Source organism: Streptomyces sp. NPDC031132 (assembly GCF_055570595.1).
Window position 1 is genome coordinate 85670 of sequence record NZ_JBVIGX010000004.1, and the last position, 13963, is coordinate 99632.

The 13963-nt window shown below is 72.7% G+C and carries 11 protein-coding genes; 3 read left to right on the forward strand and 8 right to left on the reverse strand.

The window, feature by feature from the left end:
- Positions 1–11: 11 nt before the first annotated feature.
- From ACZ49B_RS08080 to ACZ49B_RS08090, 3 genes are all read right to left on the reverse strand, one after another.
- Complete coding sequence (locus tag ACZ49B_RS08080; RefSeq protein ID WP_468301784.1) at positions 12–1412, reverse strand: DUF1996 domain-containing protein; 1401 nt, start codon at positions 1410–1412, stop codon at positions 12–14.
- 9 nt (positions 1413–1421) lie between these two features.
- Positions 1422–2087 (reverse strand): DUF4142 domain-containing protein, encoded by a 666-nt coding sequence (locus tag ACZ49B_RS08085; RefSeq protein WP_468302450.1) that lies wholly within the window; start codon positions 2085–2087, stop codon positions 1422–1424.
- 246 nt (positions 2088–2333) lie between these two features.
- On the reverse strand, positions 2334–4430 hold the full coding sequence (locus ACZ49B_RS08090) for a SpoIIE family protein phosphatase (protein WP_468301786.1): 2097 nt from the start codon (positions 4428–4430) through the stop codon (positions 2334–2336).
- Positions 4431–4636: 206 nt separating this feature from the next.
- Between ACZ49B_RS08090 and ACZ49B_RS08095 the strand changes: the two genes are divergently transcribed.
- Both ACZ49B_RS08095 and ACZ49B_RS08100 read left to right on the forward strand, forming a co-directional pair.
- Entirely contained in the window at positions 4637–5758 is a 1122-nt protein-coding gene (locus ACZ49B_RS08095) for a PP2C family protein-serine/threonine phosphatase (protein WP_468301788.1), read from the forward strand.
- A 268-nt stretch (positions 5759–6026) separates the two neighbouring features.
- Complete coding sequence (locus tag ACZ49B_RS08100) at positions 6027–7580, forward strand: alpha/beta hydrolase (protein ID WP_468302452.1); 1554 nt, start codon at positions 6027–6029, stop codon at positions 7578–7580.
- Positions 7581–7602: 22 nt separating this feature from the next.
- On the opposite strand, the gene ACZ49B_RS08105 is transcribed toward ACZ49B_RS08100, so the two are convergent.
- From ACZ49B_RS08105 to ACZ49B_RS08125, 5 genes are all read right to left on the reverse strand, one after another.
- Entirely contained in the window at positions 7603–8046 is a 444-nt protein-coding gene (locus ACZ49B_RS08105; RefSeq protein WP_468301790.1) for an SRPBCC family protein, read from the reverse strand.
- A 120-nt stretch (positions 8047–8166) separates the two neighbouring features.
- The gene (locus ACZ49B_RS08110) at positions 8167–9480 is read right to left on the reverse strand and encodes an MFS transporter (protein WP_468301793.1); all 1314 of its coding nucleotides are present in this window, start codon (positions 9478–9480) and stop codon (positions 8167–8169) included.
- 6 nt (positions 9481–9486) lie between these two features.
- Positions 9487–9900: a PaaI family thioesterase gene (locus ACZ49B_RS08115; RefSeq protein ID WP_468301796.1), complete on the reverse strand. Its 414-nt coding sequence runs from the start codon at positions 9898–9900 to the stop codon at positions 9487–9489.
- 80 nt (positions 9901–9980) lie between these two features.
- The gene (locus ACZ49B_RS08120) at positions 9981–12005 is read right to left on the reverse strand and encodes an oxidoreductase (protein ID WP_468301798.1); all 2025 of its coding nucleotides are present in this window, start codon (positions 12003–12005) and stop codon (positions 9981–9983) included.
- Positions 12006–12095: 90 nt separating this feature from the next.
- A complete protein-coding gene (locus tag ACZ49B_RS08125) occupies positions 12096–12779 on the reverse strand; it encodes a DUF4328 domain-containing protein (protein WP_468301801.1) in 684 nt (227 codons plus the stop codon).
- Between the two features lie 105 nt (positions 12780–12884).
- On the opposite strand from ACZ49B_RS08125, the gene ACZ49B_RS08130 reads away from it, so the two are divergent.
- Positions 12885–13589, forward strand: coding sequence for an alpha/beta fold hydrolase (locus tag ACZ49B_RS08130; protein WP_468301803.1), 705 nt, complete (start codon positions 12885–12887; stop codon positions 13587–13589).
- Positions 13590–13963: the final 374 nt, after the last annotated feature.

Genomic DNA, 13963 nt, shown 5'->3' on the forward strand with positions numbered 1-13963 from the left:
CCCCGAGGGACTCAGCGGCAGGCGCGCCCGTCGTTGATGCAGCGCACCGCACCGGCCATCAGGCCGTTCGACATGACGTTGATGAAGTCTCCGTGGTCGGTCACCGGCTTGTGGAGCTGCTCGGGGAAGCTGTCCACGGCGAACCGGGAGCCGGGCGGAACGCTGTAGACGATCCGCTGCACCAGCTGCGGGATGGCCTTGAAGCCCTTCTTGCAGTTGCCGTTGGCGTCGGCGAAGGCCACGTGGGTGCGGTGGTTGGCGCTGTCGACGTTCTTGCCGTCCCAGCAGCTCTGGAAGTTGAAGGTCCGTACGACGTCACTGCCCTTCGGGCACACCGGGTACTTGTCCTTCAGCTGGCGGTTCTCGAAGCCGGTGCAGCTCCACGACGCGTTCGCATTCGCGTTGCCGTTGGTGAGGGCCTTCGCGTCGCCGGTGATGATCCGCATGAAGCGGGGCATCGCCGCGACCTTGCTCACGGGGCTGCCCTTGAACTCGATGGTCACCTGCTTCGGCTTCAGGATCGTGCCGACGTTCGCGTCCTGGCCGCCGCCGGGCGCCTTGGCGTCCTTCTCCGCCTTGCCGTCGCGCAGGCGCAGCACCGGCCAGTAGTACGTCGACTGGTCGCCGTTGGTGCAGGTGGTCCCGGACTGGGCGAGGCTGTTGTTGGTGGAGAAGGCGTCGGTGGTCTTGTTGCCGACGTAGTCGTGCATGTGGTGCGCACCGTTGCTCACACCGGGCGCGACGATGACGTTGTCCGGGTTGAAGTGGGCGTTCTCGTTGCGCCCGCACTGCACTGCGAAGGATCCGGTGGAGGCTCCCCCGCGGACTGCGGGCTTGCGCACGTTGGGCTTCACGTTGCCGATGGCGACGAAGTCGCTGCGGGCCGGTCCGCCCTTGGCCTGCTGTTGCTGCTGCTGTTGCGGTGCGCTCTGCTTCGCGGCTCCCTGGGCGCCGTTGTCGGCGGCCGGCTCGTCCGCCGGGTCGGCGGCCGCCGCCTCCTTCATCACGCACCCGCTGAGCCCTTGCAGTCCGGCGGGCTTCTGGCCCGCCTTCCCGAGCGTGTCGGACACGTCAGTGATGGTCTTGTCGCGCTGCTGCTTCAGTCCGCCGAGGAGCGACTTGCGATTGGCCTGGCCGGAGGAGAGCTGCTTGTAGGCGTCGGCGACCTGGGTGTCGAGCTGCGCGAGTTTCGCGTCCACCTCGTTCCGGGCCTGGTCGGGGACGTTGTCGAGCTTGTCGCCCACGTCCGGGCAGTCGATGGTGGCGGTCACGGGCGCCGTTCGGGCGTCCTGCCCTGCGAAGGCGCCCTGGGCGACGATCACGACCCCGCCGCCGCCCAGGACGAGGGCGGACATCGCGGCGAGGATCTTGTGCTTCGGCCGCAGACGGCGTTTGTGGCCCTTTTGACTCATGCGATCACTTCACTTCGTCGGTCGGGAATTGGGGGAGAAGGCGGGGGGCGGCGCGGAGGGGGTGCCCGGCGGGGCGTCCGCGAGGCCGTCGAAGTCGACCAGCCCACTGGCCTCGAGGACCGAGATGTGGTCCAGGACCGTGTTGTTGGCGTCCGTGGCCAGGGCCCGGACCATGGAATTGCGGGTCTGTGCCCGGATCTGTGCCACGAGGGTGAACACCTTGCCGTGGGCCCTGCGCAACAGCTGGACGAACAGCTGCTCGTACTGGGGTCCTTGGGCCTGGTCCATCTGGTCGAGCCAGCCCTGCTGTTGTGCGCTGGGCCGACTGGGGAGCTCCATGCCGAGGGCCTGGCCCACCTCGAGGACCCTGCGGTCCAGTTCGGTGTGGCCGTCGACGAGGTGCTCCCCGGCGGTGCGGATCGCGGGCCGGTTGCCGCGCTGCAGGGCTTGGCGCCCTGCGGGCAGCTCCCACAGGCCGGCGAGCCGCACCTTGCGGACGAAGTCCCGGTCCTGGGGGGTGAGCGGCCCGAAGGCCGTGCTCTGGATACCGGCGCCGTCGTCCTCGGCCGCCGGAGCGGTGGCTGCCGCGGCGTTCCTCCCGCCGAACTTCTGCACGGGAATCAGCAACGCGATCAGGGTGAAGGCGAGGGCGCCGATGACGACGCCCGTTGCCATCACGTGTCTCGAAGCTACCGACATGCTGCCGACGGCCGACCGACGGAAAGACAGCACTGTGCCTCCTTGCTGCGTGGACCGGGAGGGGCTGCGGCCGCTCGGGCTGCGGCAGTTGACCGTGCCGTGGCACCCGCGCTCCCCGGGTGCCACGGGACGCTAGTGCCAGTTGTGGTGCCTGTTTGGAAGGACCATCACGAATGGACAAACATCCGGGCAACGCCTCGAAAGGCTGGTACCGTGCGGGCGCTACTGCCCCGGCGCCCCGGACAGCGGGTGGGTCCGGGCGATGAGCAGGGCCACGTCGTCGCGGTCGTCCGGCTGGCGCAGTTCGCTCAGCAGCAGGTCGCAGGTCTCCTCGAGGGGACGGACCGGGCCGCCGAGCAGTGAGGTGAGCACCTGCAGGCGGGTGTCGATGTCCTGATCGCGGGTCTCGACGAGCCCGTCGGTGTACAGGACGAGCTCGTCGCCGACGCCCAGATCGAGGGCGATGGCCTCGAAGGGTACGCCGCCGACCCCCAGGGGCGTCCCGGTCGGCAGGTCGAGGAGTTCGGGCGGCCGCCCCGGGCTCGTCCGTACGGGCGGCAGGTGGCCGGCGGTGGCGATGCGGCACCGGCCCCGGTGGGGGTCGTAGACGACGATCACACAGGTGGCCATGGTGTGCCCGAGCCCGGTGGTGGTGTGGTCGAGCCGGGCCAGGACGGTGGCCGGGTCGAGGTCGAGCTCGGCCAGCGTACGGGCGGCGGTGCGCAGTTGGCCCATGGTCGCGGCGGCGTTGATGCCGCTGCCCATGACGTCCCCGACCACGAGGGCCGTCTTGTCGTCGGGCAGCGGGATGACGTCGAACCAGTCGCCGCCGACTTCGCCGGCGGCCCCGGCGGGCTGGTAGCGGTAGGCGATCTCCAGGCCCGGGGTGGGGGTGGGGTGGTGGGGCAGCAGATGGCGCTGGAGGGTGAGGGCGGTGCGGCGCTGCTTCTGGTACCAGCGGGCGTTGTCGATGCAGACGGCGGCGCGGCCCGCCAGCTCGCTGGCGAGCAGGACGTCGTCCTGGTCGAACGGCAGCGGGTTGTCGGTGCGTTGGAGGCCGAGGGCGCCGATGACCTCGCCGCGGGCGATCAGCGGCACCGCGAGGTACGAGTGGAGCCCGGCCTCGGCGAGCAGGGCGGCGGCCGCGGCGTCCCGGGCGACGCTGGCGAGGTCGCCCTCCGTGAGGTTCGCCAGGAGCACGGGGCGGGCGGACTGCACGCACTGGGTGACCACCCGGGTGGCGTCGTAGCGGGCGATGGAGCCGACCGGGTCGGCCGCGAGGGTGGCGGGGGTGGGGCGCGCGGCCTTGACGGCGAGGGCGCGGAACCGCACGGTCTCGTCCGTCGGGTCCCCGGGCGGGTGGTCGCCCGTCAGCACGGCGTCGACGACGTCGATCGTGGCCAGGTCGGCCAGGTGCGGCACGGCGATGTCGCCGAGCTCGCGCGCCGTGACCCAGAGGTCGAGGGTGGTGCCGATGCGTACGGAGGCGTCGGCGATCAGGGCGAGCCGCTGGCGGGCCAGGGCGACGGCCACCGAGGTCTTGTGCTGCTCGGTGACGTCGACGACGGACGCGGCGACCCCGATCGGCCGCCCGGCCGGGTCGTCGAGCCGGTAGAGGGAGACGGACCAGGCGTGGTCCTGGTCGGGATCCGCGGGCGTACGGCCGGTGGTGAACTGGTTCAGCTGGGGCCGGCCGGTGGACAGGACCGACTGCATCGCCGCCTCGATGGACCCGGCGTCCAAACGGGGCAGCACCTCATGGACGTGGCGTCCGATGTGCTCGGCGGCGGGCAGTCCGTTGATGCTTTCCAGGGCCGGATTGACCAGGACGTAGCGGAGCTCGGAGTCCAGGACGGCCAGTCCGATCGGGGACTGGGCGACCAGCCGCATCGACAGGGCCAGGTCGCGCTCCACACGCCGCAGGGTGGCCTGGTCGGAGGCGATGCCGAGGGCGTAGAGCCGGCCCTGGCCGTCCTCGAGCCGCATGTTGCGGAACTCCGCCACCCGGCTGCTGCCGTCCTTGTGCACCACGGGGAACGCCCCGGCCCAGGGCTCTCCGCCGGCCATCACGTTCTCGAAGAGGGAGAGGACCAGGTCCAGGTGCTCGTCGTCGACGAGGAGCTGCGCCGCGAACCGGCCGAGCGCCTCGTCGGGGGTGTAGCCGAACAGCTCCTCGGCCTGCGGGCTCCAGAGCGTGATCCGCCCTTCGGCGTCGAGGACCACCGCCGCGACGCCGAGCACGTCGAGCAGGCCCGGCCCGGTGGAAGGGCCGACCTGGGCCGGTTCCGCATCGGCCGGGAAGGCGTCCGCCGTACTCATGCCGGCCGCTCCTTCCCGTCCGCTGCCGCAGGGGCGGTACACCGGCTCGCTCGCTCTCCGCGCCCGGGTCCGCGCCCGGGTCGTCTCCCATCCTCTCTCCACTCCCCCGCACCGGCAGCGCAGCCGCATCCTGATGGGGCCGTACGACGGAGCGCGGGGCCGTACGACGGAGCGCGGGAAGGGGGGGTGCGGTGTATTCAGGAGTCATGGACCATCGGCCGCCGCATCCGAGCCTTCGCCAGGTCGGCGAACCGCGCCTGCCCCTGCTGGCGGTCCCCTTCGCGCTGATCGCGGTCGTCACGGTGGTCGACGTCCTCGCGCCGCCCGATGTCCACCTCGGTCCGTTCCTGGTTGCGGCCCCGGCCGTCACCGCCTCCTTCGCCGGGCCGCGGATGACGGGGTTCGTCGGCGCGGTGGCCGTCCTGGCCCAGGTGACGGTCGCCGTGACCCGGACCACCGCCACCGATCTGAACCACACCTTCCAGATCATTGCCCTGGTCCTGATCTCGGTCTTCGTGACCCTCTTCGCACATCTGCGCGAGGTCCACGAGAAACAGCTGACCCAGCTGCGTTCGGTCGCCGAGGCCGCGCAGGAGGTGGTCCTGCGGCCGCTCCGGGACCGGATGGGCCCGCTGCGGCTGGCCTCCGTCTACCTGGCCGCGGAGGCCGAGGCCCAGATCGGCGGGGACCTGTACGCCGCCACCCGCACCCCGCACGGCACCCGGATGATCATCGGCGACGTCCGCGGCAAGGGCCTGGAGGCGGTCGGGGACGCCGCGCTGGTGCTCGGCGCCTTCCGGGCCGCCGCCCACCAGGAGGTGGACCTGCCCGCGCTCGTCGCCCACCTGGAGGCCGCCGTGGCCGCGGACCCGGACGGCACGGGCGAGCCGGCCGGCGACGGAGGCGAGGCGTTCACCACGGCGGCGGTACTGGACATCCCCGATCAGGAGATGACCGTACGGCTCATCAGCTGCGGGCACCCCCCGCCGCTGCTCCTGCGCGGCGGCCGGGCCGTCCCCCTCGAGGTGGACCACCCGGCGCCGCCGCTCGGCCTGACCCAGTACGTGGACACCGGCTTCGCCGCACAGTCGTTCACCTTCGAGCCGGGCGACGTCATCCTCCTGTACACGGACGGCGTCATCGAGGCCCGCGACGCCGCCGGCGAGTTCTACCCCCTGCCGGCGCGCGCCGCCGACTGGCCGGGCGACGGCCCGGACGCCCTGCTGGGCCACCTGTGCGCGGACCTGTTGGCCCATTCCCCGGGCGGCAGCCTGGGCGACGACGCGGCGATGGTCGCCATCGAACGCGTCACCGGCCGCTCCTCCTGACCCGGTAGCCCCCTCCCCGCCCGGCCCTGCTCCCGCTGCCGTGCGCTGCTGCCGTGCGCTGGGCCGCGCGCTGCCCTCGGACGGGCCGAAAGGCGCACCACGGCACGGGCGCCGCTTCAACTCCTTCCGCGTGTCGGCCAGTTGTCCGGATTTGAGCTCGTTCGTGAGGAGCATACGGACCGGCCCTTCGGGATGATTCGCCCAGAGCCCGCGTGCAACAAGGTGATGAGGCCATCGAATTCACGGAAGGAAACGGCTCTTCGTGAACATGAAACGCCTCGCACCGATGCTCGCTGCCGCCGGTCTGATCGCGACCACGATCCCCCTGCTCTCCGCGACCGGGGCCGCCGCCGCCACGGCCGCCGAGTACACCCCGCAGAAGCCCGCGTGGCAGCGCTGCAGCACCGACCAGCCGGCCTCGTACGAGTGCGCGACCCTCAAGGTCCCGCTCGACTACCGGCGCCCCGGGGGCGCCACGATCGACCTCGCGATATCGCGGATGAAGAGCGAGAACCCGGCCAAGCGACACGGTGCCATGCTGCTCAACCCGGGTGGGCCGGGCGGTTCCGGGCTCGATCTGCCGCTGATGATGAACGAGTTGATGCCCAAGGACGTGCGCGACCAGTACGACCTGATCGGCTTCGACCCGCGCGGCGTCGGCGCCTCCAGCCCGATCACCTGCGGGCTGACCGACGCCGAGCAGAACATCGACCGGCCGTACAAGGAGGAGACGTTCCAGGCGGACGTGACCTGGGCGCGTACGGTCGCCGAGAAGTGCCGCGAGAAGGCCGGCTCGGTGCTGCCGTTCATCACCACCCGCAACACCGCGCGCGACATGGACGCGATCCGCTCCGCGCTGGGCGAGAAGAAGATCTCGTACGTCGGCTACTCGTACGGCACGTACCTGGGCGCGGTGTACACGCAGATGTTCCCGCACCGCACCGACCGCTTCGTGCTCGACAGCGGCGTGGACCCGCAGCGCGCCTGGCGCGGCATGATCCAGGTGTGGGCGACCGAGGCGGAGCCGGCGTTCGAGCGGTGGTCGCAGTGGACGGCCGAGCGGGCGTCCGAGTTCCAGCTCGGCGACACGCCGGACGCGGTCTCCAAGACGTTCTGGGACCTGGTGGCCCGGGCGGACAAGCAGCCGATCGAGTTCGACGGCATGAAGCTCACGGGCGACGACATCCGCACCGCGCGGGCCATGTTCTTCTACCCCTCGCAGGCGGCGCCGCTCGTCAAGGCGCTCAAGGACGCGGCGGACGGAAAGCCCGTCAAGCCGACCGCGCCCCAGCTGAAGCTGCTGAAGCCCGCCGCCGAGCCGGCGTCGGACAACGGCACGGCCGTGTTCCTGGCCGTGGTGTGCGGGGACACGGAATGGCCCCGCTACCCGGAGCAGTACGCGCGGGAAGCCGCCAAGGACAAGGTCAAGTACCCGCTGTACGGGGACTTCGCCTCCAACATCAAGCCCTGCTCCGACTGGCGGCGGCCGATCGAGCCCGCGACGCCGATGAAGACGAAGGCCGACGTGCTGACCGTGCAGAACGAGTGGGACTCCCAGACCCCGCTGGTCAGCGGCCAGGGCCTGCACAAGGCGCTCAAGGGTTCGCGGATGGTGCTCGCGATGGGCGGTGAGGGCCACGGCGTGTACCTCGTCGACCCGAACTCCTGCGCCAACGCGACGGTCAACTCCTACCTGACGACGGGCAGGCTGCCCGCCGAGGACGTGACCTGCCGGACGGCTCCGGGCTCGCAGGAGCGCCGCTCGGAGATCGCCCCGCAGTCGCCGCAGCGCTTCCCGGTCCTCTCCGACCGGAGGTTCTGACCCCGCAGGCTTCGGCCGCCGCTCAGGACGCCTCCACGGCGGCCTTGATCCGGCGGCCGAAGTCGGGGGCGTCCTTGCGTGCCGCGCTCAGCGCGAGGCCCACCAGCAGTTTGCCCAGCCCGTGCCCCTCGAGGGTGTTGAAGATGCGGACCCGGGTGCGGTCACCGGGCAGCGCCTCGAAGTCGTACCCGCCCTCGGCCGTGACCAGGTTCTTGCTCTGCTCCGTCCAGCGGACCAGCCGCGGCGGCTCGAAGCCGGTGATGCGGAACGCGCGGCCGGTCTTCATCCCGGCGTCCTTCACCGTGCTGCGGAATACGGTGCCCACGCCGGTCGGGCCGTCCGGCGTCCGGGTGATCTCCTGGACCCGCGGGCTGAACTGCGGGTCGTTGCGGCCGTCGGCCAGGTAGGCGAAGACCTCCCCGACAGGCCGGTCGATCTCGACGGTCGCCTCGAACTGTCCGGACATGGCTGCTCCTCCGTACGCTCCCCCGTGATCCACGATCGCAGACCCGCGCCCTCCGCGCGCACCGCGCGGACCGGCAGCCCGGCCGGCAGCACCTGAACGTGCCGGAGCAGCCCGCCGGCGTCACGGCCGCCGCGACCGCCCCGGACCGGTGACCGGCCCCCGGGCCGCAGATCCGGCGACCGCCTCCCCGGCCGGGGCACCCGCGATCCGGCTGCCCCGCAGCGGGGTCAGCAGCCCCGCGCCGACGATCAGCAGGCAGAAGACCCCGGCGGCCACGCTGACCGCCGGGACCCCGTGCCGGGCGGCCAGCACCGTGAGGGCGGCCGCGCCCACCGGGCCCGAGGCGTTGTGCACGGTCCAGAAGGCGGAGGTGACCCGCCCGAGCAGCGGGTCCGGGGTCACCTCCTGGCGCAGGGTCATGGAGCAGACCCCGCCGAGGGTCATCCCGAACATGAAGACCGCGGCCAGTACGGCGATCACCGGCAGGCTGCGGCTGACGCCCGTCCCCGCCACCGCCCCGCCGATCAGGACGACCGAGCCCAGCCAGCAGGCGCCGAACCCGAAGGTCCGGCGCAGCGGCCCGGCGGCGAAGGCCGCGCCGACGACGCCCAGCCCGCTCACGGCGATGACGAAGCCGACGGTGGTCTCACTCCGGCCGAGCTCCTCCTGGATCCGGTAGACCAGCAGGTCGGTGGCGCCCATGGTGACGAAGGTCAGCAGCGTGAGCAGCACGGTCAACGGGCGCAGCACCGGGTGGGTCCACAGGAAGCGGAAGCCCACCACGAACATCTCCCGCAGCTTCCCGGGTTCGGCGGCACGCGGCTTCGGGGCGGCCGACCCGTCGGCGCCGCCCCGCCCGAAGGCCACCCACCGCAGGCTCACGGCCGAGACCAGGAAGGTCGCGCCGTCCACCCCCAGGGCCCAGTCCGCGCCCACCCCGCCGGCGATGAGCCCTGCCGCCGCCGGCCCGCACAGGGTCCCGACGGCGAAGGTTCCCATCAGCCGCCCGTTGGCGGCGGTCAGGTCCTCGCCGCGCACCAGGTTCGGCACCGCCGTCACGTACGCCACGTCGAACAGCGTCTTCAGGGCGGTGACCAGCGCCGTCACCACGTACAGCACCCAGATCCGCGGCCCGGCCAGCCAGATGAGCGGTACCGCGCCCAGCAGCAGCGCTCGTACGAGATCGCAGCTGATCATCAGGCGGCGCCGGTCCGTCCGGTCGACCACGTGGCCGGCGAACATCCCGGTCGCGATGCCGGTGACCCCCGTGACGACGGTGATCAGGCCCATCTGGACGACGTCACCGGTGGCCTCGAGGACCAGCAGGGGCAGCGCGAGCAGCGTGATCGATCCGCCGAGGACGGACAGCGCCTGGCCGAGCCAGAAGACGTTGAAGTCCCGGTTCCGCCGGAGCGGGGGGTGGTCGGCCGGCACCCGTGCTCAGCCCAGCAGGGCGTAGACGGTGGACGCCGTGGCGGCCGGCTCCGGCGCGCCCTCGGGGGTCATGGTGACGTCGGCGAACGCCATCCGCTTGCCGAGCTTGGTCACCCGTACCTGGATCAGCACGTCCGTGCCGAGGACCGGCCGCTGGAAGCTGGTCGACTGCTGGACGGTGGTCATCGGCCCGTACGCCCCGCGCGCGGCGGAGATCGCGATGACGGTGGCGGTGTCGGCTGCGGCCATCAGGGCCTGCCCCGACAGGCCGCCACCGTCCCGGGCCAGCGCCTCGGACCAGGGCAGCCGCAGCACGGCGTGCCGCTCCCCGGTCTCCTGGACGGTGAGCCCGAGGGCGAGCACCCAGGGGGCGAAGTTGTCGGCGAGGATCTTGTCGGCATCTGCGGGTGTCAGCGTCACCCGCAGATTGTGGCGGCCCGGCCCGGGCCGCACAACACCATTGATCCGTCAGGGCAGTACGCGCCCCCCGGGTCGGAGGATCAGAGCGTCGCCGCCAGTTCCGTACCCTGGCGGATCGCCCGCTTGGCGTCCAGCTCGGCGGCCACGTCGGCGCCGCCGATCAGGTGCGGCCGGCCGCCGGCCGCGAGCAGCGCCTCGTACAGGTCGCGGCGCGGCTCCTGGCCGGTGCAGAGCACCACCGTGTCGGCGGGGACGAGCTGCTGCTCCTCGCCGACGGTGATGTGCAGGCCCTCGTCGTCGATCCGGTCGTACGTGGCGCCCGCGACGGAGACGACCCCGCGGTGCTTGAGCTCCGCGCGGTGGATCCACCCGGTGGTGGTGCCGAGGCCGGCGCCGACCTTGGTGGTCTTGCGCTGGAGGAGGTGGACCTGGCGCGGGGGCGCGGGCCGCTCGGGGGCGGTGAGGCCGCCGGGGCCGGTGTACGCGGTGTCGACGCCCCAGTGGCGGAAGTACGTCTCGGGGTCCTGGGAGGCGCCCTCGCCGCTGTCGGTGAGGAACTCGGCGACGTCGAAGCCGATGCCGCCGGCGCCGACGACGGCGACGCGCTCGCCGACGGGGGCGCCGTCGCGCAGCACGTCGAGGTAGCTGACGACGTTGGCGTGGTCGACGCCCTCGATGTCGGGGGTGCGCGGGGTGACGCCGGTGGCGACGACGACCTCGTCGTAGCCCTGGAGGGTCTCGACGTCGGCGCGGGTGTTCAGCCGGACGTCGACGGCGCGGGCGGCGAGCTGGGTGCCGAAGTAGCGGATGGTCTCCTCGAACTCCTCCTTGCCCGGGATGCGGCGGGCGATGTCGAGCTGTCCGCCGATGTGGCCGGAGGCCTCGAACAGGGTGACGGCGTGGCCGCGTTCGGCGGCGGAGACGGCGCAGGCGAGTCCGGCCGGGCCGGCGCCGACGACGGCGACGCGCTTCTTCAGCTGCGTGGGCGAGAGCACGAGCTCGGTCTCGTGGCAGGCACGCGGGTTGACCAGGCAGCTGGTGATCTTGCCGCTGAAGGTGTGGTCGAGGCAGGCCTGGTTGCAGCCGATGCAGGTGTTGATGGTCTCGGAGCGGCCTGCGGCTGCCTTGGCGACGAAGTCGGCGTCGGCGAGGAAGGGGCGGGCCAGCGAGACCAGGTCGGCGCGGCCGTCGGCGAGCAGCTCCTCGGCGATCTCCGGGGTGTTGATGCGGTTGCTGGTGACGAGCGGGACGGAGACCGCGCCCATCAGCCGCTTGGTGACCCACGTGTAGGCGCCGCGCGGAACGGAGGTGGCGATGGTCGGGATGCGGGCCTCGTGCCAGCCGATGCCGGTGTTGATGATGGTGGCGCCGGCCGCCTCGATCTCCTTGGCGAGGTGGACGACCTCGTCGAGGGTGGAGCCGCCGGGGATCAGGTCCAGCATGGAGAGCCGGTAGATGAGGATGAAGTCCTCGCCGACGGCCGCGCGGGTGCGCCGGACGATCTCGAGCGGGAAGCGCACGCGGTTCTCGTACGCGCCGCCCCAGCGGTCGGTGCGCTTGTTGGTGGCCGCGGCGATGAACTCGTTGATGAGGTAGCCCTCGGAGCCCATGATCTCGACGCCGTCGTAGCCGGCGAGCTTCGCGAGGCGGGCGGCGCGGACGAAGTCCTCGACGGTGCGCTCGACCTCGACGTCGCTCAGCTCGTTCGGGACGAAGGGGCTGATGGGGGCCTGGAGGGCGCTGGGGGCGACCAGGTCCTTGTGGTAGGCGTAGCGGCCGAAGTGGAGGATCTGCATGGCGATCTTCCCGCCCTCGGCGTGCACGGCCTCGGTGATCACCCGGTGCTCGGCGGCCTCTTCCTCGGTGGTGAGGCGGGATCCCCCCTCGAAGGGGCGGCCGGCGTCGTTCGGGGCGATGCCGCCGGTGACGATCAGGCCGGCGCCGCCGCGGGCGCGCTCGGCGTAGAAGGCGGCGAGGCGCTCGAAGCCGCCCGCGTGCTCCTCGAGGCCGGTGTGCATCGAGCCCATGATCACGCGGTTCGGCAGGGTGGTGAAGCCGAGGTCCAGGGGGCTCAGCAGGTGCGGGTACCGGCTCTGGGAACTCATGAGGGGCGCCTCCTCGCGCGGGGGTGATGAACCTGTTCTAGGCGAGGAGGGCCCGATTGTGCAACTAGGTGCATAACCAAGTGGCGGAGTTCACGCCTGCGCCTGCACGGCCGAAACCTTCCGTACGAGGACGACGGCGAAGCCGGCCGCCACGACGAAGAGCAGGTCGGACGCCATGCCGACCAGCGTGGCGTCCCGTAGCCCGGCCTGCGTCTCGGCAGCGGCGCCCATCCGGCTGGAGACCAGCGAGGCGAGCATCGCCGCGCCGAAGGCGACGGACCAGGCGGTGACGGGAGCCGCGGAAACGGGCGCGGCGGCGCGAGGCTGCTTCGACGCACTGGCCGCCCACACGCTGGTGGCGATCCCGTGGGCGAGGAAGGTCCAGCCCACGAACGGGAGGAACCAGATGGCGACCGCCCAGCCCGGCCCCCTCCGGAACAGCTCGGGGGCGTAGACGCCGGCGTTCACCCTGACCCGGTGGAACCAGACGACGAAGACCACGGCAGTGGGGAGCATCGCCAGCAGCGACAGGCTGGTGGCCACCGTGAACAGCCGCCAGGACGGGTCCGTGTCCCGGGTGCCGTCGAGGGCCAGGTACCAGCCCGCGTCGGCGGCCAGCAGGAGCAGCCGGGTCGCCGCGCACACACCCAACAGCACGGTCAGCGCGGTGGCCAGCCCCTTGGGCGAGCGGAGCAGCGAGCGTACCGGGGGCGCGCCGAGCGGGGGCAGCGATCTGGTGCCGAAGGACATGACGAGGAACCCCCACGGGTGCACGGTGGCATGAAGAAGCCCGCCGACGGGGGCGGGCTGCCAGGAACATACTTCACCGGCACAGCCCCGTCCACGCCGTCCCGTGCGCCGCCACGTACCCTCGCCAGGGTGGCAGAACACCTCACCCTGACCGTGAACGGGATCCGGCTGGCGTACCAGGCGGCGGGCGCCGGGGGCGACGACCCGCCGGTGGTGCTGTTGCATGCGCTGGGCGAGCGCGCCGAGGACTGGGCCCTCGTACGGGACGCACTCGCGCGAGACCGGCGCGTGTACGCCCTCGACCTGCGCGGGCACGGCCTGAGCGGGCGGCCGGCACGGTACTCGGTGGAGCTGATGCGGGACGACGTCGTGGGCTTCCTCGACGCCCTGGGGCTGGACCGGATCGACCTGGTCGGGCATTCGCTGGGCGGCGTGGTCGCGTACCTGGTCGCGGCGGAGCAGCCGTACCGGATCGGCCGGCTCGTCCTGGAGGACGCCCCCGCGCCGCTCCCCCGCACGTCCGCCGCCCCGGTGCGGCCCGAGGGGGAGCTGGACTTCGACTGGGCGATGGTGCTCGCCGTCAGGCCGGAGCTCGACCGGCCCGATCCCGCGTGGCTGACCGCCCTGGAGCGGATCACCGCCCCCACCCTCGTCGTCCACGGCGGCCCCGCGAGCCACCTCGCGGCCGCCTCGTTCGACGAGATCACCGCGCGCATCCCCGACGCCCGCCTGATCACCCTCCCGTACGGGCACCTGATCCACGCGGCGGCGCCCGAGGAGTTCACGCGGACGGTGACGGACTTCCTCGCAAACGACGCGGCGGCAGGCTCCTGACCCGCGCCGCGCGAGATCGCGCGGCGCCGGCCGGCCGGGCAGGGCGTGGTCCGGGTCGGCGAGGACGAGTGGACCGGCGGCGCGGCGGACGGCGGGCGGCTGACGACGAGCGAGGTCGCGCACGCCTGGGCCACCGAGGCCGTGCGGGACGAAGACCTGGCCCCCGCGGACCGGCTCCGGCTCGCCTTCGCACCGTACTGGCCGCCGGCCACCGCAATCGGGGCCTGGACCCCGAGGTCTGGGAGGCGGCCGAGGGGGGGGGGGGGGGGGGGGGGGGGGGGGGGGGGGGGGGGGCTGGGCGCGGGGGGGGGGGGGGGGGGGGGGGCGGGGGGGGGGAGGGGGGGGGGGGGGGGGAGGCGGGGGGGGGGGGGGGG

What these genes read in the sequence shown, in the direction of transcription:
- ACZ49B_RS08080 (WP_468301784.1), bottom strand. Translation starts at nt 1,412, where the DNA reads ATGAGTCAAAAGGGCCACAAACGCCGTCTGCGGCCGAAGCACAAGATC.
- ACZ49B_RS08085 (WP_468302450.1), bottom strand. Translation starts at nt 2,087, where the DNA reads ATGGCAACGGGCGTCGTCATCGGCGCCCTCGCCTTCACCCTGATCGCG.
- ACZ49B_RS08090 (WP_468301786.1), bottom strand. Translation starts at nt 4,430, where the DNA reads ATGAGTACGGCGGACGCCTTCCCGGCCGATGCGGAACCGGCCCAGGTC.
- ACZ49B_RS08095 (WP_468301788.1), top strand. Translation starts at nt 4,637, where the DNA reads ATGGACCATCGGCCGCCGCATCCGAGCCTTCGCCAGGTCGGCGAACCG.
- ACZ49B_RS08100 (WP_468302452.1), top strand. Translation starts at nt 6,027, where the DNA reads ATGAAACGCCTCGCACCGATGCTCGCTGCCGCCGGTCTGATCGCGACC.
- ACZ49B_RS08105 (WP_468301790.1), bottom strand. Translation starts at nt 8,046, where the DNA reads ATGTCCGGACAGTTCGAGGCGACCGTCGAGATCGACCGGCCTGTCGGG.
- ACZ49B_RS08120 (WP_468301798.1), bottom strand. Translation starts at nt 12,005, where the DNA reads ATGAGTTCCCAGAGCCGGTACCCGCACCTGCTGAGCCCCCTGGACCTC.